This window comes from Erwinia rhapontici (genome assembly GCF_012271765.1).
Taxonomy (GTDB): Bacteria; Pseudomonadota; Gammaproteobacteria; order Enterobacterales; family Enterobacteriaceae; genus Erwinia; species Erwinia rhapontici.
The window spans coordinates 895457-916583 of record NZ_VRKO01000016.1 but is presented as its reverse complement, the minus strand read 5'-3'; the positions used below and the strand labels follow the sequence as shown (position 1 = coordinate 916583).

General features: G+C 53.7%; 17 protein-coding genes. 11 read left to right on the top strand and 6 right to left on the bottom strand.

Translation table 11 applies throughout. From position 1 onward, the window contains the following. Positions 1 to 126 precede the first annotated feature (126 nt). Positions 127 to 1167, top strand: coding sequence for a phosphoribosylformylglycinamidine cyclo-ligase (gene purM, locus FVB43_RS21295; RefSeq protein WP_133845898.1), 1041 nt, complete (start codon positions 127 to 129; stop codon positions 1165 to 1167). Then, complete coding sequence (gene purN / locus FVB43_RS21290; protein WP_133845897.1) at positions 1164 to 1802, top strand: phosphoribosylglycinamide formyltransferase; 639 nt, start codon at positions 1164 to 1166, stop codon at positions 1800 to 1802. The genes purM and purN overlap by 4 nt, the downstream gene beginning before the upstream one ends. 63 nt (positions 1803 to 1865) lie before the next feature. Here purN and pstB read toward each other — a convergent pair whose 3' ends face one another. From pstB to FVB43_RS21275, 3 genes are read right to left on the bottom strand one after another with little or no spacing between them, the layout of a single operon-like run. Beyond that, positions 1866 to 2633 carry a phosphate ABC transporter ATP-binding protein PstB gene (gene pstB / locus FVB43_RS21285; protein WP_420361221.1) on the bottom strand — a complete coding sequence of 256 codons (768 nt, stop codon included), beginning with the start codon at positions 2631 to 2633 and terminating at the stop codon, positions 1866 to 1868. A gap of 23 nt (positions 2634 to 2656) precedes the next feature. After that, positions 2657 to 4303 (bottom strand): phosphate ABC transporter permease PstA, encoded by a 1647-nt coding sequence (pstA, locus tag FVB43_RS21280; RefSeq protein ID WP_167864720.1) that lies wholly within the window; start codon positions 4301 to 4303, stop codon positions 2657 to 2659. Next, entirely contained in the window at positions 4300 to 6456 is a 2157-nt protein-coding gene (locus FVB43_RS21275) for an ABC transporter permease subunit (RefSeq protein ID WP_159338052.1), read from the bottom strand. Before FVB43_RS21275 ends, pstA begins: the two co-directional genes overlap by 4 nt. Before the next feature lie 144 nt (positions 6457 to 6600). Between FVB43_RS21275 and ppk1 the strand changes: the two genes are divergently transcribed. From ppk1 to tehB, 3 genes are read left to right on the top strand one after another with little or no spacing between them, the layout of a single operon-like run. Further along, positions 6601 to 8661 (top strand): polyphosphate kinase 1, encoded by a 2061-nt coding sequence (gene ppk1 / locus FVB43_RS21270; RefSeq protein WP_133845893.1) that lies wholly within the window; start codon positions 6601 to 6603, stop codon positions 8659 to 8661. A gap of 5 nt (positions 8662 to 8666) precedes the next feature. Then, a complete protein-coding gene (gene ppx / locus FVB43_RS21265; protein WP_133845892.1) occupies positions 8667 to 10193 on the top strand; it encodes an exopolyphosphatase in 1527 nt (508 codons plus the stop codon). Between the two features lie 23 nt (positions 10194 to 10216). Next, the gene (tehB, locus tag FVB43_RS21260) at positions 10217 to 10903 is read left to right on the top strand and encodes a tellurite resistance methyltransferase TehB (protein WP_133845891.1); all 687 of its coding nucleotides are present in this window, start codon (positions 10217 to 10219) and stop codon (positions 10901 to 10903) included. Here the strand turns inward: tehB and FVB43_RS21255 are convergent. Further along, complete coding sequence (locus tag FVB43_RS21255) at positions 10893 to 13139, bottom strand: EAL domain-containing protein (RefSeq protein ID WP_167864719.1); 2247 nt, start codon at positions 13137 to 13139, stop codon at positions 10893 to 10895. The two genes, tehB and FVB43_RS21255, sit on opposite strands and share 11 nt — an antisense overlap. 314 nt (positions 13140 to 13453) lie before the next feature. On the opposite strand from FVB43_RS21255, the gene FVB43_RS21250 reads away from it, so the two are divergent. From FVB43_RS21250 to denD, 4 genes are all read left to right on the top strand, one after another. Then, positions 13454 to 13636, top strand: coding sequence for a YfgG family protein (locus FVB43_RS21250; RefSeq protein WP_133845889.1), 183 nt, complete (start codon positions 13454 to 13456; stop codon positions 13634 to 13636). 123 nt (positions 13637 to 13759) lie between these two features. Further along, positions 13760 to 15196, top strand: a complete 1437-nt coding sequence (mgtE, locus tag FVB43_RS21245) for a magnesium transporter (RefSeq protein ID WP_133845888.1) — start codon at positions 13760 to 13762, stop codon at positions 15194 to 15196. A gap of 222 nt (positions 15197 to 15418) precedes the next feature. Further along, complete coding sequence (locus FVB43_RS21240; protein ID WP_133845887.1) at positions 15419 to 16738, top strand: MFS transporter; 1320 nt, start codon at positions 15419 to 15421, stop codon at positions 16736 to 16738. Between the two features lie 17 nt (positions 16739 to 16755). After that, entirely contained in the window at positions 16756 to 17742 is a 987-nt protein-coding gene (denD, locus tag FVB43_RS21235; RefSeq protein ID WP_167864718.1) for a D-erythronate dehydrogenase, read from the top strand. Here the strand turns inward: denD and FVB43_RS21230 are convergent. Both FVB43_RS21230 and FVB43_RS21220 read right to left on the bottom strand, forming a co-directional pair. After that, positions 17696 to 18205: a helix-turn-helix transcriptional regulator gene (locus FVB43_RS21230; RefSeq protein WP_159338048.1), complete on the bottom strand. Its 510-nt coding sequence runs from the start codon at positions 18203 to 18205 to the stop codon at positions 17696 to 17698. The genes denD and FVB43_RS21230 overlap by 47 nt on opposite strands. A 485-nt stretch (positions 18206 to 18690) precedes the next feature. Continuing rightward, positions 18691 to 19467, bottom strand: a complete 777-nt coding sequence (locus tag FVB43_RS21220) for a DUF3750 domain-containing protein (RefSeq protein ID WP_167864717.1) — start codon at positions 19465 to 19467, stop codon at positions 18691 to 18693. A gap of 139 nt (positions 19468 to 19606) precedes the next feature. On the opposite strand from FVB43_RS21220, the gene FVB43_RS21215 reads away from it, so the two are divergent. Together FVB43_RS21215 and FVB43_RS21210 are read left to right on the top strand one after the other, a co-directional pair. Further along, positions 19607 to 20539 carry a hypothetical protein gene (locus tag FVB43_RS21215; RefSeq protein WP_167864716.1) on the top strand — a complete coding sequence of 311 codons (933 nt, stop codon included), beginning with the start codon at positions 19607 to 19609 and terminating at the stop codon, positions 20537 to 20539. Beyond that, on the top strand, positions 20539 to 21108 hold the full coding sequence (locus FVB43_RS21210) for a hypothetical protein (protein WP_167864715.1): 570 nt from the start codon (positions 20539 to 20541) through the stop codon (positions 21106 to 21108). Before FVB43_RS21215 ends, FVB43_RS21210 begins: the two co-directional genes overlap by 1 nt. Positions 21109 to 21127 lie beyond the last annotated feature (19 nt).

The window sequence follows — 21127 nt, the reverse complement described above, 5'->3', positions numbered from 1 at the left end:
TTAGCTAAAATCCAGCTATCCGCAATGCGCAATAAGATGGCACTCGCAAACGTTTGCCTGCGCTGCTAGAATTGCCGCGCTTAAACTTACCACCACACCAACCGCAAACCGCGTGGGGATTTCGCAGTGACCGACAAAACCTCTCTCAGCTATAAAGACGCCGGCGTAGATATCGATGCTGGCAATGCTTTAGTCGACCGTATCAAAGGCGTAGTGAAAAAGACTCGTCGCCCGGAAGTGATGGGTGGACTGGGCGGTTTCGGTGCCCTTTGTGCACTGCCGCAAAAATACCGTGAACCTATCCTGGTTTCCGGCACTGACGGCGTCGGCACCAAGCTGCGTCTGGCGATGGACCTTAAACGCCACGATACCATCGGTATCGATCTGGTCGCGATGTGCGTTAACGATCTGGTGGTACAGGGCGCAGAGCCTCTGTTCTTCCTGGATTATTATGCAACCGGCAAGCTGGACGTTGACACGGCAGCCAGTGTGATCACCGGCATCGCTGAAGGCTGTTCACAGTCTGGCTGTGCGCTGGTGGGCGGCGAAACCGCTGAAATGCCAGGTATGTACCACGGTGAAGATTACGACGTGGCAGGCTTCTGTGTCGGCGTGGTTGAGAAATCCGAAATTATCGACGGCAGCAAAGTGGCCGATGGCGACGTTCTGATCGCCCTGGGTTCAAGCGGCCCTCACTCCAACGGCTACTCGCTGGTGCGCAAAATTCTGGAAGTCAGCAAAACTGACCCGGAAACCACTCAGCTTGAAGGCAAAACGCTGTCTGACCATCTGCTGGCTCCAACCCGCATCTACGTGAAAAACATCCTCAGCCTGATCGAACAGGTGGATGTCCATGCGATTGCCCACCTGACTGGCGGCGGTTTCTGGGAAAATATTCCGCGCGTACTGCCGGATAACACTCAGGCTGTTCTGGACGAGTCAAGCTGGGAATGGCCAGCCGTCTTTGGCTGGATGCAGCAGGCCGGTAACGTCAGCCGCTTTGAGATGTACCGCACCTTTAACTGTGGTGTCGGCATGGTGATTGCCCTGAGTCCGGCAGACGCCGACAAAGCGGTACAATTGATGACTGATGCAGGCGAAAAAGCCTGGAAAATCGGTGTCATCAAAGCCTCTGACTCTGAAGAACGTGTGGTTATTAACGCATGAAACGCATAGTCGTGCTGGTTTCCGGTAATGGAAGCAATTTACAGGCAATCCTGGACGCCTGCCAGCAGGGACGGATTCACGGCAGCGTTGCTGCCGTGTTCAGTAACAAGGCTGAGGCCTTTGGTCTGGAACGTGCGCGTGAGGCGAACGTTGCTGCTCATGCGCTGTCTGCTGCGCAGTTTGCCGACCGTGAAGCGTTCGATCGCCAACTGATGCTGGAGATTGACGCTTACGCCCCCGATCTGGTGGTACTGGCCGGTTACATGCGCATCCTCAGCCCGGCATTTGTTCAGCACTATGCCGGTCGGATGCTGAATATCCATCCTTCGCTGTTACCGAAATACCCGGGGCTGCATACGCATCGCCAGGCCATCGAGAACGGTGACGACGAGCACGGCACCTCGGTGCATTTTGTCACCGAAGAGCTGGACGGCGGTCCGGTGATCCTGCAGGCAAAAGTGCCGGTGTACAGCAACGACAGCGAAGCGGATGTTGCTGCGCGCGTTCAGCACCAGGAACATGCGATTTATCCACTGGTCGTCGGCTGGTTTGTGGATGGCCGACTGGCTATGCGCGACGATGCCGCATGGCTTGACGGTCAGCCGTTGTCCGCTGAAGGACATGCATTCGAATAATGCCTTACCTGCGTAAGGGCGGACCTTTTTTCCTGTCCGCCCATATCAATGACCTCCACCAAATTAACCATATCGTCCGGTAATATAATCCTCAGTACGACGCTGACGCGGTGACGTAAACAGATCATCGGTCATGCCAAACTCCACCACACTCCCCTGGTGCATAAACGCCGTATAGTCCGACACACGTGCCGCCTGCTGCATATTGTGCGTGACCAGAATCAGCGTGAAGTGCTGTTTTAACGATGTCATCAGCTCTTCTATCACCAGCGTCGAAATCGGATCCAGTGCCGAGGTCGGCTCATCCAGCAGCAGGATTTCAGGCTCAATGGCGATAGCCCTGGCGATCACCAGGCGCTGCTGCTGTCCGCTCGACAGCGTGAGGGCATTTTGCCAAAGGTTATCTTTCACCTCTGGCCACAGCGCCGCAGCACGCAGCGCACGCTCCACCGCTTCATCCAGTACACGCCTGTCACGCACGCCCATCAACCTCAGACCGTATACCACATTATCGTAAATGGTTTTCGGGAAGGGATTAGGCCGTTGAAACACCATGCCCACGCGGCGACGCAGCGCAGAGAGATCCTGATTATGGCCGAGGATTGACTGCTGTTGCAGGCGGATATCCCCTTCAATGCGACAACCATCAATCAGATCGTTCATACGGTTAAAACAGCGTAACAGCGTTGATTTCCCACAGCCTGATGGACCAATCAACGCCGTAATGCGGTTTTTAGGCACTCTCAGGCTGATGTTATTCAGCGCGGCTTTATCGCCATACCACAAACAGAGGTTATCAATCTCAAGCGCGGTTTCGTTGTCATCAAACATCGCAGTCATAACGGAATTCCGTGTTAATGCATCAGCGCACGGTAGCGCTCGCGCAGACGGTGGCGAAGGACCATCGCCATCAGATTTAACCCCAGAATCAGCAACACCAACAGCAGCGCCGTGGCAAATACCAGCGGGCGATCGGCTTCGGCATTGGGGCTTTGGAACGCCAGATCGTAAATCTGAAAACCAAGGTGCATAAATTTACGATCCAGATGTAAATAAGGGAACAGCGAGTCTATCGGCAGCTCCGGGACCATCTTCACCACGCCCACCAGCATCAGTGGAGCGGTTTCTCCAGCGGCACGTGCCACCGCCAGGATCAGCCCGGTAAGCATCGCCGGTAATGCCTGCGGTAACACCACGTGCCACAGCATCTCTGCCTTCGTCGCCCCCAGCGCCAGCGCACCCTGGCGCAATGAACCCGGAATGCGCGACAGCCCCTCTTCAGTGGCGACAATCACCACTGGCAATGTCAGCAACGCCAGGGTCAGTGATGCCCAGAGCAGGCCTGGCGTGCCAAAGGTCGGGTTCGGCAAGGCGCTGGAGAAAAACAGACGATCGAGGCTGCCGCCCATAAACCAGACGAAGAACCCCAGGCCGAACACGCCATAGACAATCGATGGCACCCCCGCCAGGTTGACGACGGCAATACGCACCAGCCGGGTTAACAGATTGCGTCCGGCATACTCATGTAGCCAGATGGCGGCAATCACCCCCAGCGGCATCACCACCACCGACATCAGCAACACCATCAGTACCGTACCAAAGATTGCCGGGAAGATACCGCCCTCTCCCTGGCTCCCGCCGCCAGAATCACTGACAAAGTGCCACAGCTGGCTGCCAAAATGTCGCCACTTCATACCGGTGGTCATCGCATTGGGCTGCCAGGCAGCAATAATCTGCGCCAGCGAAATCTCATGCTGCACACCGCTGGCATCCCGCAGCAGCACCGCCGTATTGTTGCTTTCACGCTGAAGCGTTGCGAGTCTGGCCGCCTGACGGGCGAACTGACGTTGCAGTTCGGCGCGATCCGCCTGATACACCGACTGGGCCTCGGGGTTATAGCGCTTTTCGTCTCGCAGATGCTGCCGCTGTTGCTCCAGCGACTCCATCTGTGCGTTCAGCCGCGCCATGTTCTTGCGCCGCAGTTTCTCTGCCTCGTCAATCCGCTGACGAGCCTGCAATAAACGCTGCTGTAAGGTCTTGCCAGGGTCCTGGGAGGTTAACAAATGGCTATCTTCACGCAGCCCTTCGAACCAGCCATAGGCATTGCCGCCTGAGCGGCGTTGCAACACGATGACCTGCGGGGGTGTTTCCCTGGCGATCGCATCGCTGGACAGTACCGTACGAAAGTCAGGCGCATCGAAATCACGGTTACCGGTTTTAATCAGATAACGTGTCACGCTGTCAGGCAGACCCGCAGCATCTCGCTGGCCGCTGGCGACCAGCTGCTGGCGCGATACGGTCTGCTGCTGGGTGACCTCGCCCAGTACCTGTACCTGACCTTGCGGGGTATTCAGCGTGAACAGTTCCAGCGGCTGCGGCCAGAAATAACGCAGCCCCTGCCAGGCCAGCAGGGTAATCAGCAACAGGAAGGCCAGCAGACTGACGGCAACAGCGCCACCAGTGAGCCAGCGCCAGCGGTGATTATTCTTTACCGCATTCATCCCTGCACCTCCTGCTGGCTGTAACGCTGCCGCAGTCGCTGACGCACCATCTCGGCAACGGTATTGACCACCAGCGTGAAGATCAGCAGCACCAGCGCCGACAGGAACAGAATACGGTAATGGGTGCTGCCCGCCGCCGCTTCCGGCATTTCTACCGCCACATTGGCCGCCAGTGAACGTAATCCTTCAAACAGCCCCCCGTCGGTCACCGGCGTATTACCGGTAGCCATCAGCACAATCATCGTTTCGCCAATCGCGCGGCCAAACCCGATCATCAGGGCGGCGAAGATACCGGAAGAGGCCCCCGGCAGTACCACGCGCGTCAGGGTTTGCCACGGTGTCGCCCCCAGCGCCAGCGATCCCTGCCCCAGTGAGGCCGGAACACTAAAAATAGCATCTTCTGCCAGCGTGAAAATCAGTGGGACCAGAGCAAAGCCCATCGCCACACCCGCCACCAACAGGTTGCGCTGCTGATAGTCTGCGCTGATGTGATCGGCCAGTCCCTGTCCCCAGAGTGCCTGCTCCGCCAGCGGGATGAGCCACAGGGAGCCTGTCGCCGTCAGTAACAACAGCGGCAGCAATAGCAGGACTTCACGCCCTTCAGCAAACGCACGTTTACGCCAGCGAGGGGGCAGTTTTTGCACCATCCAACCACACAGCAACAGCACCGCAGCCAGCAGTAAAGGCAGTAGCAGTACCCCAAGCAGCCGATCGGCAATTTTTGGGGCCAGCCACAGCCCGGCAATCAGACCAATCACCACGCTGGGTAACGCGCCCATCATTTCAATGGTGGGTTTCACCCAACGCCGTAGCTGAGGCGTCATAAACCAGGCGGTGTACATGGCGGCCGCCAGTGCCAGTGGCGTCGCAAACAGCATCGCCAGCCCTGCGGCTTTCAACGTGCCCGCCACCATCGGGATCAGGCTAAATTTCCCCTGGTAGTAATCATTGGCCGAGGTGGACTGCCAGACCCAGGCCGGCTCCGGATAGTTTTCATACCAGACTTTCTGCCACAGATTGCGCCAGCTGAGATCGGGCCACGGGTTAGTCAGACGATAATGCTGCCAGTGCCCGGCACGTTCAACCAATAAGCCATCGCCCTCCTGGGAGAACTGCGCCAGTTCAATACCCGGCGCCAGCTGTCGGCTGAGGATCGCGCCCTGCTGCTTACTGGCAAACAGCTTCAGCTCACCCTGCGGACTCAGGGTGGCGAAAACACGACGGTGCGGTTCGGTAAAGAGCAGAGGCTGCCACTGCGCCCCCTCAAAATGACGGATATAACGCAAATGTGGGCCACTGGAGCTTGCAATATCAAACCACTGGGAAATCCCCTGCCCATCGGAAATGAGCAAGGAATTCCCCCCACTCAGCAACGCGATGTTTTTCGGTGGCTCGGCCAGCATCAGAGAATCACGCAGCTGGGGCTCACCGTTACCAAGTCGCCAGACGCGCAACTGAGCGCCAGAAAGGGTAAATAACAGGCTGCCATCGGGCGATAACAGCAACTGATCGACGTCACGCACGTTCAGCCGGTAGTTTTGCGCTGGCTGCTGAGCATTGAGTTGCCATAGCGTAATATGATCGGCGGTCGCCAGTGCAACCTGCCAGCGGTTTTCAGCGGTCTGCGCCAGACTGAACTGACGCACATGATCTTCCCCGTTGGAAAGTGGGACATCGCCCAGCGGGAATGTCCAGCGGGGTTCCTCACCGGGAGGAAAATCGGGTTTAACTAACACCATTGAGCCGCTATCTGACAACAACAGCACACTACTATGATCGGCACTGCTCGCTGCCCGGATAGTACCGCGCAACAGCGTTACTGCAGAGGAAGGAGGTTGAGCACTGAGCGGCACAAAGCGCCCGCTGCCCTGACGGTCAATGCGCCAGCCCCACTGTTGCTGCCTGTCCATTCCCATGGCAACCGCAGGACTGCTCTGCCAGAGCTTAATGTTGTTATCTGCCTGCATCCCAGGGCTGATAAAGAGTGGCACCACCACCCAAATCAGCCAGAAGAACAGCAGTGTCATCACCAGCAGGATCGCCACCCCACACGCCGTTACCACACGTCGCGTCAGCCGATCAATCCTGCGGCGGCGCCCGGCGTTGTCGTGAACAGGGATTGGGCGATCAGTCATATCAGGGTGGTTTTCCATTATGCTTAGAAGCCGCTATGTTGCCCGTATGTGATTAATAAGACAATCAACATTCATCGGGCATTGGACAATGCTGCCATACTCTCGCCATAATGTTTCAGGACAATGGATACCTTCATCCTGAATCAGCCGAACGGAGTAAAAATGGGTCAGGAAAAGCTGTATATAGAGAAAGAGTTAAGTTGGCTATCCTTTAATGAACGCGTTTTACAAGAAGCGGCAGACAAAACCAACCCGCTGATTGAACGTATGCGCTTTCTTGGTATCTATTCCAATAATCTGGAAGAGTTTTATAAAGTTCGTTTTGCCGATCTCAAACGCCGCATTCTGATTGGAGAAGAGCAGGGTTCCCCCAGCACGCCACGCCATTTACTAAAAAAAATTCAGGCGCGGGTGCTGAAAGCTGACCAGGAGTTCGACAGTCTGTATAACGACCTGTTGCTGGAAATGGCGCGTAATCAGATCTTCCTGATCAACGAACGCCAGCTCTCTCCTAATCAGCAGAGCTGGCTGCGGCACTATTTTAAACACCATCTTCGCCAGCACATCACGCCGATCTTGATCAATCACGACACCGATCTGATCGAGTTCCTGAAAGACGATTATACCTACCTGGCCGTAGAGATTATTCGTGGTGAAGACATTCGTTACGCGTTGCTGGAAATTCCGTCAGATAAAGTTCCGCGTTTCGTCAATCTGCCGCCGGAAACCCCGCGTCGCAGAAAACCAATGATTCTGCTGGATAATATTCTGCGCTATTGCCTGGGTGACATTTTTCGTGGCTTCTTCGACTACGATGCGCTGAATGCCTACTCGATGAAAATGACCCGTGACGCCGAGTACGATCTGGTCACTGAAATGGAATCGAGCCTGCTGGAGCTGATGTCCTCAAGCCTGAAACAGCGCCTGAATGCCGAGCCGGTACGGTTTGTTTATCAGCGCGATATGCCTGATGCCATGGTTGAACTGCTGCGTAAAAAGCTGAACATTTCCAATTACGACTCCATTGTGCCCGGCGGTCGTTACCATAACTTCAAAGACTTCATCAGCTTCCCGAACGTGGGCAAAGCGAATCTGGTCAACAAACCTCTGCCGCAGCTGCGCCATATCTGGTTTGATCGCTTCCGCAACGGCTTTGATGCGATCCGCAACCGTGACGTGCTGCTCTATTATCCGTATCACACCTTCGAGCATGTGCTTGAACTGCTGCGCCAGGCGTCATTTGACCCGGCGGTACTGGCAATAAAAATCAATATTTACCGCGTGGCGAAGAATTCACGCATCATCGATGCGATGATCCATGCCGCCTATAACGGTAAGAAAGTTACCGTGGTCGTCGAGCTGCAGGCGCGTTTCGATGAAGAAGCCAATATTCACTGGGCGAAACGCCTGACGGAAGCCGGCGTGCATGTAATTTTCTCCGCTCCCGGACTGAAGATTCACGCCAAGCTGTTCCTGATTTCGCGCCGTGAAAACGGAGAGATTGCCCGCTATGCGCACATCGGCACCGGTAACTTTAACGAGAAAACCGCGCGTATCTACACCGACTACTCGTTGCTGACCGCCGATGCGCGTATCACTAACGAAGTGCGCCGGGTGTTTAACTTTATCGAAAACCCGTATCGCCCGGTCAGCTTTGAGCACCTGATGGTGTCACCGCAGAACTCGCGCAAAATGCTGTACCAACTGATTGATGCCGAGATTGCCAATGCGCAAAAAGGAATTTCGGCGGGTATTACGCTGAAGATCAATAACCTGGTGGATAAGGGGCTGGTCGATCGGCTGTATACCGCCTCCAGCGTTGGCGTTAAGGTTAATCTGCTGGTGCGCGGCATGTGCTCCCTGATCCCCAATCTGGAAGGGATCAGCGATAATATTCGTGTGATCAGCATTGTTGACCGTTATCTTGAGCATGACAGGGTCTATATTTTTGATAACGGCGGCGACAAAAAAGTCTTCCTCTCCTCCGCAGACTGGATGACACGCAACATCGATTATCGTATCGAAGTGGCTGTCTCCATACTTGACCCCATTCTTAAACAGCGTGTGCTGGATATTATTGCCATCCTGTTAAGTGATACGCTGAAAGCACGTTACGTCGATAAAGAGTTAAGCAACCGATATGTTCCGCGCGGTAACCGCCGCAAGGTCCGGGCCCAGCTTGCAATTTACGATTACATTAAATCTCTCGAGCAACCTGATTAATCACTATGCCAATTTCCCATAAAAGTACGCCCAAACCGCAGGAATTTGCTGCCATTGACTTGGGTTCGAACAGTTTTCACATGGTGATTGCCCGCGTAGTTGACGGGGCGATGCAGGTGCTCGGACGCCTGAAACAACGCGTGCATCTGGCTGACGGGCTGGACAGCAATAACGTCCTGAGCGAAGAGGCTATTCAGCGCGGTTTAGGCTGTCTGGCGCTGTTTGCCGAACGTTTACAGGGTTTCAGCCCGGCCAACGTTACGATTGTCGGTACGCATACCCTGCGCCAGGCAATTAACGCGGAAGACTTCCTCCAGCGTGCAGCCGATGTGATCCCTTACCCGATTGAAGTGATTTCCGGCCATGAAGAAGCCCGTTTAATCTTTATGGGCGTAGAACATACCCAACCGGAAAAAGGCCGCAAGCTGGTAATTGACATCGGTGGCGGATCCACCGAGCTCGTTATAGGTGAAGACTTTGAACCCAAGCTGGTTGAAAGCCGCCGCATGGGCTGTGTGAGCTTTGCCAATATGTACTTCCCTGGCGGCGCCATCAGTAAAGAGAACTTTAACCGCGCCCGGCTGGCAGCAGTGCAAAAACTGGAAACCCTGGCGTGGCAGTATCGTCTGATGGGCTGGCAGTTTGCGCTGGGTGCTTCTGGCACGATTAAAGCAGCCTGCGAAGTACTGCTGGCGATGGGGGAGAAAGAAAAGCTGATCACCCCGGAGCGCCTTGAGTTGCTGTACAACGAGGTTATCAAGCACAAGTCGTTTGATGCACTCAGCCTGCCAGGCCTCTCTGACGAGCGTAAAGGCGTCTTTGTGCCTGGCCTTGCCATTCTCTGTGGCGTGTTTGATGCCCTGGCGATCCGCGAACTGCGCCTGTCAGACGGCGCACTGCGTGAAGGTGTGTTGTATGAAATGGAAGGCCGCTTCCGTCATCAGGATATTCGCAGCCGCACAGCCCAGAGCCTGGCGAACCATTATGCTATCGACAGCGATCAGGCGCGCAGAGTTCTGGAAACGACAGAGTTACTCTACGAGCAGTGGCGCGCACAGAATACCCGGCAGGCGAACCCGCAGCTTGCCGCTCTGTTGAAGTGGGCGGCGATGCTGCATGAGGTTGGGCTGACGATCAACCACAGCGGTATGCAGCGGCATTCCGCTTATATCCTGCAAAATACCAATCTCCCGGGGTTTAATCAGGATCAACAAACGCTGTTGGCCACGCTGGTACGCTACCACCGTAAAGGCGTGAAAGTGGAAGATATGCCGCGCCTTACGCTGTTTAAACGTAAGCAGTTCCTGCCGCTGGTTTTCCTGTTGCGTTTAGGGACATTGCTCAATAATCAGCGCCAGGCGACGACTAAACCGAGCGATCTTCAACTGCAAACCGATGATGGCAACTGGACCCTGACGTTCCCAGCCGGCTACTTCAGCCAGAACAACCTGGTTCAGCTGGATTTAGAACGTGAGCAGACGTACTGGAAAGATGTCACGGGCTGGCAACTGACCATTCAGGAAGAAAGCTAAGCGTTATCGGTAAACGGCCACTCATGCGCTTATCATCGCGCAGAGTGGCCTTATTTTTGGTCAGCCACCGGCATGACCCACTGGAAAATGATGAACTGATAATCATGACTCAACACCTGGAAAGAGATTTCAGCAAGCAATACGGGCTGACCGCGCCCCATTCTGAAGTGGTGGAAGCCTCACGTTATTTTGACGGCGGTAAAGCGCTGGATGTCGGCTGCGGCAGTGGACGAAATACGCTGTATCTGAACAGCAAAGGCTTTGATGTGACGGCATGGGACAAAAACCCGGCCAGCCTGGCACGGCTTGACCAGATTATCTCCGCAGAAAACCTGAGCGGTATTCATACCGCCGAGCAGGACCTCAACCAGCTGCGCTTTAACGGGGCTTATGACCTGGTGCTGTCCACGGTAGTGATGATGTTCCTGCAGCCCGAAACCATCCCACAGCTGATTGCGGATATGCAAGCCAGCACGGTGCGGGACGGTTATAACCTGATCGTCGCCGCCATGGACACCACCGACTATCCTTGCAACCAGGGCTTTCCGTTCGCCTTTAAATCAGGTGAACTGAGCCACTATTACCGTAACTGGCATATTGTTAAATACAATGAAGATGTCGGCCAACTGCACCGAATCGATGAAAATGGCCAACGTATTTCCCTGCGTTTTGCCACGTTGCTGGCACAGAAGTCGATGGTTAAAGTCTGACAGCCAGACTGGCCGCTGTCTGTGCAGAGGCCAGATCATATAATGGTATCGGCGGACCCACGATAGCCCCCTGCAAGTAATCCACGCCCAACTTACGCAGTGCTTCGGCAGTGTCATCGGTATCAACGCACTCAGCCACCACCTGCATCCGTTTCAGCCGTGCGACGGCGCAAATCGATTGTATAATCTGATAATCCAGGCTGTTATCCAGCATATTGTTCACAAAGCTGCCATCGATTTTCAGTATATCGGCCTGTATCAGTTTCAGGCGCGAATAGCTGGAATAACCTTTACCAAAATCGTCAATCGCCACCCGGCAGCCAAGCTGGCGCAGTTGAGCAATGGAACGATTTCCCCAGCTGTGATCGCTGAGAATCGGTGACTCTTCCACTTCAACAATCAACTGCCACGGCTCGATGTCATGCACTTTAAGACGTGATGCAATGTCTTCCACAAACTGTGGACGACACAACGTTGCCGCAAAAAAATTGACAGCAAGACGGATCCCCGGCAATTGTTCCCGATGGCGATGGATAAATGCCAGGGCCTGGTCAAGCATCATACTGTCCACTTCCCAGGTCAGACCGAACTCACGCACCACCGGCAGAAAATGCCAGGGTTTAATATGTTCACCCTGTGCATTTACCATAAACAGCAGGATTTCATAGTAATCGTCGCCGCGAATACCCTTTATCCTTTGCGCCATCAGATGAAAACCCCCGCTCTGTAACGCCTGCTGGATAGTGTGCAGCATCACCAGTTTTTCCGCGATGTGCCTTTGTACCGGCACATTTTGTGCCTGCTGCATATTTTCTGCGTGGCCGCTGCGCAATGACATTTGTGCCATGGCACTCATCTCACCCAAAAGCTCATACAGATGAAGTACTGGCGGAATAACCGAGCAATAGCTGATCCCGACATCAGGATGAATAGGCAGGCCATCCCAGCTCAAATGGTAATCCTTCAGGCGGGCTTCAATCCCTTCGATCCGTGACTGATGCCCTGCATGCTCAAGACGTAAAACCAGATCGAAACCGGGAAGTTGATAAACATCTTCTCCGGGAAGCAGACAGGGCTGGAGATGTACGGCAAGGCTGCGCTTATACTGGATACGCAGTTGCAGGCCATAGGTCCGGCTCAGTCTATCCAGATCGGGAATACACAAAAAACAGAGCACAGAGCTGGAGCTGACCGCCAGATCCTTACTGAGCGCACGCAAGTTCGGCAAACCGATGACCGGATCGGTGAGCGCCATTTCTCGGGCTTTAGCCAGCAGTCGACGCTGCCGGGTACTGATGGCGGACATCAGTAAAATCGTCAAGGTGAAAACCAGGAGATTAGCAGAAACAACCGCAAGGTCATGGGGTTTCACTGACGTATTCATAAATCGATCGTGATACTGGTACAGCACCACCAGCAATATTCCCCAACTGAGGGAGGTAAAAAGATAACCAAAACGCAGGGCAGCCCAGAGCATCAGCGGCAATAAAAAAGGCACCCCGTACTCGGTGGTCAGCAAATTTTCCGGGCTGGATCGGAGCTGTGTCAGCATCATGAGTGACGTCATCAGCATCACCAGCCATATCAACCACTCATGGCGCGTTACCGAAGGGGAACATTGTCGTTTACAGCGGTCGATAAAAATGAATAAAAACCGGGGTGTACGCAAAATGCGAATCAAAAAATAGAACAGCTGCACCAGGGCAAGCGAGGCCAGCAGTGTCGATTGATAGTTGAGCAGGGTATGCACTGAAAAAGGGTCAGGGGCAAAAACAGAGTTACTTTTCGGTAAAATACCCAACGGCATCATCAGCTGATTCAGCAAAATAAATACCGTCGGCATAGCAAATGCCAGCCAGAAAAGACGCACCGTGGCCAGATGCAGTTCACCAAAACTGACACCCCAGCGCACTTTCTCTTGATTGCGATATCCCCACCAGCAGAACGTCAAAGTGACAAGGAAAATAGAGATGATCAACACTGCTTGCAAGTGGGTATAACGGAAAAAATAGTGGAAACATAACGCGATAAAAATGCCTGGCAGTGCCGCCCAGTCAAAAACCATTAACATTGCAATCATCATCGCCAGAGGCAGATAGATAAGATAGACATAGCCGCCAGGGATCCAGAGCCTGACGGATAGCGAGGACGACAATGGCATAAGCAACAAGGCCAGTATCAGAGGTAATCCCCACCAACGGTTGATGAAGCGCTTCAGAAGAGCCGCTTTTTTCATTGAGTCAGGATATTTTTTAAGTGGTGTTGTTACGTTTTTATTCAAAAATGCCAGCCATGGCGATACTTATGAACGAAAGTATCTTATGAAATGTTGCGATATTGTAGGAGTAACATCTCATGTTAAATTGATTCAAATCAATTTAATGGCAATTAATGCGCACGTAAAAGCACTGTATTTATCCGTATGTTAACTAAATGAATCTATTTACCGTATCCACGTTGTCATCGCGATCGCCTTCTCCCATTGACCTCAGTAGCCCGCTGTGCGTAAATTACTCATCGCCCTTTTGGGTTAATAACAGGAAATTTTGCGTGAATAGCGCTATGTCATTCAGAAAACGTCAGAAAACCGGACGCATGACCCGGGTCATTTTGCTGGTCAGCTTTATCATTCTATTAGGACGACTGATCTATGTCGTTCCCGGTGCTATCGAACATCACCAGCAGAAAAAGAACGCTCCTGCGATCCCCACAACCGTCGTAAACGATAAGTAGCCACAACCCGGTGGCGATGATAAGCAGACGCTTTTCGGAGCTTTTGCAGATTAGTTATGTCTGAAATCCGCTAGACTATAACCTCATTTCGTCTTCTTCGTTAGCCAGACAAAAGGATGTTGTATGTCTGTAGCACCTTCTCATGTTCAGCAGCTGGCCGAAATTCGTAGCCGTATCCTTAATCTCCTGCTGAATGATAGCGATCTTGTTGACACGTTACATGAACGCCCACTGCGTGAATCTCCCGCCGAAGCCGAAGCGCATCGTGAGCAGGTTGATGAGATTAAACGCACCCTTCCCCTGCTGCATGCTGCCGACATTGCTGACCTGCTGGAAGCGCTGCCGGAAGATGAACGCCTGGCACTGTGGCGACTGATTGGCAATGACCGCCGTGGTCAGGTGCTGGTAGAGGCGTCAGAAAACGTCTGGGAAAGCCTGATTGAGGAGATGAGTGACCGCGACCTGCTGCGCGCTATCGCACCGCTGGACATTGATGAACAGGCCTACCTTGCTAAATATCTGTCGCGCGACTTAACTGGCCGGCTGCTGACCTCCCTTGATCCGGAATTGCGTTCACGCGTACTGGACGTGATGCATTTCGACCGCGACCGCGTTGGTCGCATTATGGACTTCAAGCTGGTCACCGTGCGGGCCGATGTCACTCTGGCTACCGTGCAACGTTTCCTGCGCCGGAAAAAGTCCATTCCCGATGGCACCGATAAACTGTTTATCACCGATAAAAATAATCGCCTGCTTGGCGAACTGCCGTTGACGGAAATTCTGCTGAATACGCCGGACAAAAGGGTGCATGAGGTGATGAACGATCGCCCGACCACTTTTTTGATCGATGATAAAGCCGAAGATGCGGCCGGTTCCTTCGAACGTTATAACCTGATTTCTGCTGCCGTTATTGATGCCAAAGGCAAGCTGATGGGGCGCGTGACCATTGAGGATGTGATCGACCTGGTCAACGATGAGAACGACAGTAACATTCGTAAAATGGGGGGGGTGAACCCGGAGGAAGATGTCTTCGCGCCGGTAAGAAAATCAGTCCGCACTCGCTGGGCCTGGCTGGCGATCAATCTGTGCACAGCGTTTATCGCGTCACGCGTTATTGGCCTGTTTGAGCACACAATTTCACAACTGGTGGCACTGGCCGCACTCATGCCGATTGTCGCCGGGATTGGTGGCAACACCGGTAATCAGACCATCACCATGATTGTGCGCGCACTGGCGCTTCACCAGGTGGAACCGGGGAACTTTACGTTTCTTATTGGCCGTGAGCTTGGCGTGGCGCTGATTAACGGCCTGTTCTGGGGCGGCATTATGGGAGGGGTAACCTGGGCGATGTACGGCAACCCGGCGCTGGGTGGTGTGATGATGCTGGCGATGTTGCTTAACCTGCTGCTGGCCGCTCTGATGGGCGTCCTGATCCCGCTACTGATGATCAAAATGAAACGCGATCCGGCGGTCGGTTCCAGCGTGCTGATCACCGCGCTGACAGATACCGGCGGCTTCTTTATCTTCCTCGGTCTGGCGACGCTGTTCCTGTTGCACTGATGAATAAGATATTACGTATTTTGTTATAAAATGATAATTAATGGTTAATTATGTGATTCATTGCGCAGAAAATTTCCCCCCCACCGCCTAATCTAACAAAAAATAACAAACATTCTCGTCAATTCACCTTTCCGGGTCACAGGCTAGCCCTGTGCACCGGGAACAGGATGACTATTGCCTGAATAAAGCACATCTCCTACTCTATCCGACAAAGGAAACCCAATGAATTCATCGATATCGGCTCTCCCGCCACCCTCTGCGGTCAGCGATTTGGAAGAAAATGCCTGGAAACGCGCCGTCTGGCGTATCCTGCCGATTTTGACTGTCAGTTATATTTTCGCCTATCTCGACAGAATCAACGTCGGCATTGCCAAACTTCAAATGTCCAGCGATCTCGCCTTTTCCGAAACGGTTTACGGTCTCGGTGCTGGGATCTTCTTTATCGGCTTCTTCTTTTTTCAGGTGCCAAGCAATATGGCGCTGCACCGCTTTGGTGCCCGCCGTCTGCTGGCCGCACTGCTCGCCTCCTGGGCAGTGATTGCACCGCTTACCGCGCTGGTGTCGACACCTTTTCAGTTTTACGCCGTGCGTTTCCTGCTTGGCCTGACGGAATCCGGTTTTTACCCCGGGGTCATCCTTTATCTTTCGCTGTGGTTCCCCTCCTATCGGCGTGGGAAAATGTTTGCCCTGTTTGCAGCAGCGGTTCCCTTGTCAGGACTGATTGGCGGGCCACTATCCGGCTGGATTATGGACTATTTCCATAATGCCCACGGGATGGCAGGCTGGAAGTGGCTGTTTATCATTCAGGGAACCCCTTCTCTGCTGATCGGCATACTGGTGTTCTTTTTACTCCCCGACCGCATTGAAAATGCAAACTGGCTGAGTGCGGAAGAAAAGACCCTGCTGAATATCCGCCTGAAAGAAGATGCAGTGCAAGATTCCCCTGGTGCGCAGGCGACACTGGGTAGTGTATTGCGTAACGGCAAGCTGTGGTTGCTGACGTTTATCTACTTCTGCCTGATTGCCGGTTTTTATACCGTCAGCTTTTGGCTGCCGACGCTGGTACGCAATGCCGGGGTCGAGGATGTCTTCACCGTGGGCCTGCTGACGACCATCCCTTATGCCGCGGCGATTGTCACCATGATCGTGGCTTCGCGCAGCGCAGACCGTCACCGCGAACGCCGCTGGCACCTCGCCGTCATTGCCGTTATCAGCGGCGTGGGCATGGTGATTTCCGCTCTCTACAGCGACAACCTGTGGATCGCCATGTTCGGCCTGACACTGGGGGCGGCAGGTGGACTGAGTACTCTGCCACTGTTCTGGAGCCTGCCGACAGCCTTCCTGGGAGGCACGATGGCAGCCGTAGGTATCGCACTGATTAACTCCTTCGGTAACCTTGCCGGCTTTGTTGCGCCTTATCTGATGGGAATACTGACCGACCTCACGCACTCCACCCTGACCGGCATGATGATCATCTCCTGCACCCTGTTCGTGGGCGCTGCGGCTATCTTTTTGATCCCTGGTCGCATCGTCAACCGCTAACCTCAATGAGGCATATTATGAATATCGTTGTTACCGGCGCTGCCGGATTCCTGGGAAAAAAACTGGTTCAGGCACTGCTGGCAAAAGGTTCACTGCACGATGCAAACGGACAGCCACAGCCGATTAAACAGATTACGGCCATTGATATTGCGCCCCTCAGTGGCATTGATGACCGACGCCTGATCGTCCGCTGTGGGGATATCAGCAACCGTACCGAGCTGGAAACGCTGATTGATGCGCAAACAGACAGTGTTTTTCATCTGGCGGCGATCGTTTCAGGTCAGGCCGAACAGGATTTCGATCTGGGGATGAAAATCAACGTTGACGCTGCCCGTCAGGTTATGGAGCGACTGCGTGCATTGCCACAGTGCGTACGCCTGGTCACCACCAGTTCGGTGGCGGTGTTCGGCGGCAAGCTCCCCGAGAAAGTCCCTGACGACCAGGTCTGGATGCCGCAAAGTTCCTATGGCACTCAGAAAGCCATGAACGACCTGTTGCTGTCCGACTACAGCCGTAAGGGCTTCCTCGATGGGCGCAGCCTGCGTATGCCCACTATCGTTGTACGCCCGGGTAAGCCGAATGCAGCCGCCTCCAGCTTTGCCAGCGGTATTATTCGCGAACCCATCAACGGAGAGCGTGCGAACTGCCCGGTCAGCCTGGCCACGCGTCTGTGGTTAATGTCTCCAGCCCGGGCTGTACAGGCGCTGCTCCTTGGGCACGAACTGAACGGTGAAGATTTGGATCAGGGCCGCGTCATTAATCTGTGCGGCCTGTCGGTGACGGTAGAAGAGATGCTGGCTTCACTCAGGCGTATCAGCGGTGATGGAGTCTTATCACGAATCAGCCATCAGCCCGACCCGGCTATCGTTAAGATCGTTAACTCCTGGCCCGGTGATTTCCATGCCCACTATGCCAACCGCCTGGGTTTCCAGGCCAATGCCTCATTTGATGAAATGGTCAGAGAATATCTGGCTGAGAGCGATGCCGCTGAATCTCTTTGCTGAGATTGAGGTTTAGCGCAGCGGCAGCCGCTTCCTGAACATTCTCAGGAACGCGGTAACCGCCGCGTTTTTCCAGCCATGTCAGCACCTCGGCAAGGTGCCAGATCGTCGCAGTGCCTTCATGGATCGGTGCCGGAAAGGTATGATAATGCGCCAGCATCAGCTTGCGCATATTTTGCCGGGTAACACCTATCAGATCAGCGACATCCGTCAGGCCTACGTAATCCGGTGAAACTTCAAACAGTCGGGCATCCGGCAGTACGCTCCGGACCTGCTCCAGTGCGCTCTCCATCGCCTGCTGCGCTGACGATGCTTCACGGATAAACTCCAGCGCGATACGCCCTGGGATGCCCAGGCCAATCAGGGCATCATCACAACCCGCCTCAGCCAGCCGTTCAACGAGTGCATCGCCGTCTTCTTCTGTCTGGCCAACTAACTGATATTTTAGTGTAAAGGTGTATTCCATGGCGTCTTATTCCTTCCATTGCGTTCAAATCGTTGGCTCATCGTGCAGTGATCCACAACGCGCTTAAGCTGCCTGGCGTGATTCACTGCATTTTTTGGCGTACTCCATACACAACTGATGCAGAACTCTCCGCAACGGCACTGTGCGCTATTCCAGGGACAATATATTTTCCCCCAGGCATGACTGCCACCACAGACCACCCGCCAGCCTTGCTGCTCGGCATGTTTGAGGACTATTTCGATTTCCTTGATAGCATGAGTACGACGCGCCATATTTCCCCTCCAGTATCTATCGCCATATACCGGTTGTCAACTGACAACCTTAATGGAATGATGAGATAATGTCTCCGATAAAGGGAAAGTACCAGTGGTGTGGTAACTGACTGCGAAGCATGTCGGGAACTATTGCTTCGGGTTGCAGGCAGGGAAAAATATTTGCGTATCTGTTCGCAAATCGCGCCGTCTGCGAACAGGAAAATAACCGACTCAGATCCCCGAATTTTCTTTTTGCAAATTATCGTCACCCAGCCCGCCGATAAAAGGCAGGCGGAGCTGTAGCGGTGAGAAACCCAGTCCGAGGTTCAGCCCCAGTACGTTGATCTCAAATCCTTCTTCTGCGCCCAGTGTGACCGCTGCCACACCCAACACCGACACCTGTAATCCACGCCCGGAAGGCGGCAACCCGATCGGATTCAGCAGCGAACGATAATCTTTGCCAATCGCATTCGCGGGGAGATTCAGTTTCAATGCCGGGACTTCACGGCCAATATGGGCGAGAAAAGTGTTGCTGTTGGGTCCCGGCCAGGCGTGATAGGTTTGCGGCCAGGGATAAGAACCAATCGCCGCCACGATCCCAGGGATCATCGCTTCAGCTTCTGCTCCGCGATGATCCACCAGCAAGCGAGGACGCGAGCCATACCAGTACGCATCCGGAAGATTGCGGTTACGCCGCACTTTATCGTCGCTTCCCCAACTGATGACTTCATACCGGCTGTAGCGGGTTTCCCCTGCACGTTTAAAAATAATCCACGGATGCACTGCCACTGCCCCTTTCCAGCCGTAGGTGGGGGCCGCATAGACCTGCACAATCGCCATGTTGGCAAAACGCTGAGGATCGGGTGCCTGCCCGGAAGAATCACTCCGCGCCGTCGCCCAGCCCTGTGCACCCGCATCATTATGGCGCGTGGCCTGTGCCAGGCTTGCTCCCAGCGACAACAGCGTAATACAGAGCAAAATCAGGCTCAGGGCTTTCAGTGAGAACATAGCGGGGATTCCTGACAGGAGTGGATTTATCAGCATACCTGATTGCCCGGGGTTGCACAGCGCCGGGGCGTATCATCCCGTCGGGGTTTACACACATTTTCACTGCGCTAAGATAATTGGCATTCACAGGGAGGACAGAATGAATATCACCGTATCTGACTGTGTGGCGTTTGCGGCATTGGTTGTCTCGATGGTCAGTATGCGTTATGCAAAGCAACAGAATCAGCATTCCCGGATAGCCGCGCATAATGATTACCGTTCCTATCTCTCTGAACAGCACGCCCCCTATCGTAAAGCGTTAAAACAGATCCGCGATCGCCACAAAGACGACATTTCGCAGCTCAGCAGGCTGGCAGGGGAAACGCTGACCAACGTCGTGCATCAGTTCGATCGCTTTGATCTCAAGAACCACACGCCGCGTTATTTACGCCATCTGCTGCATGAAAGTTCCGAAATGGTTTTTTGGGCATTTCGCGGGCAGTTAGCCTGGCAAACCGCAGAAAATTTGACATGGAGACTGGCAGCGTTTATTCACATTGAAGACCACCTGAACGCCCTGGACAGCCACTCAGGTGATGCCGATTTCAGAGCGGTTTCACAACAAAAATATCTGGCCGATCCCAACCGTCTTCTTGAAAGCGATCTGAAGAACGATATCTATTTTTGCCATCTGGTATCCGAACTGAAATCACGCATCAACCCGGAACAAAATGCAGAGCTGTTATTAACCATGCAGCGCGAAATCGCCCCTTTCCGCGCTGAGCTGGAAAGGCTGCAACCTCAGTTTCAGGCAAGTGCAACGGTGCTGGATGACCTGATCGTCGAGGGCGTTACCGAGCACTTTTCACTGAAGGAGTCCGCGGAACTCTATCAGGCAATGAAAAAGAACAGGGCGATACTGAACACGTTAGGCCGACTTTATTTCCAGCCGATCAGTGAAAATTATGCCAGTAAATACTCAAATGCCGTTTCCCTGAGTATTCATACCTGCGCCATACTGCAGATGATCCAGGGCGTTTCAATGTGGGGCGTTGAGTTTAACAAGGGTAAAAATAACGGAGCAGCTGATTGATGCGCTATGAATTCGTTGAAGTCCTTAACGACCTGATTGATTACTTTTTGATTGGCGACCTTCGTCTGCTGAAAAAATTCAAGGACGACAACCTACTCAGTGACGATCTGGCCTCGGAATTTGCCAGCAATGACAGCGGTGACAGGGCTGTGCAGAACGGCATCGTCATCCCTTTAGCGGGCATTGAAAATTACCCGTACACGATTATTTTCAACCTTTCGAATGAGATGCCGGAGCTGCTTAAGCCGGAGAGCCGTTTACAGCATCGGCGCGGCGGCTACTTCCTGCGGATTGAAAACCAGCAGCTCCTGCTCTTCACATGGCGGATTCTGCAAAACTTCACCGATGCCGATATCCACTCACTGCAGGAACGCTATCGCCAGCCGGGACGGCCACAGATCGCGCTTGAGAATGGCCTGTATAATGTTGAAATCCTCGGCGGTGAAGTGCTCAGAGGTGAGGACTACGAACCCGCTTTTGAGTTCGTTTTAACGAAAACTGAACGCGCCGATATTACGTCTAAGGTCGATATCAACTATCGTTTCACCATCGACAGCAGCACTTATTAATTATCCTGAGGCAACGTCA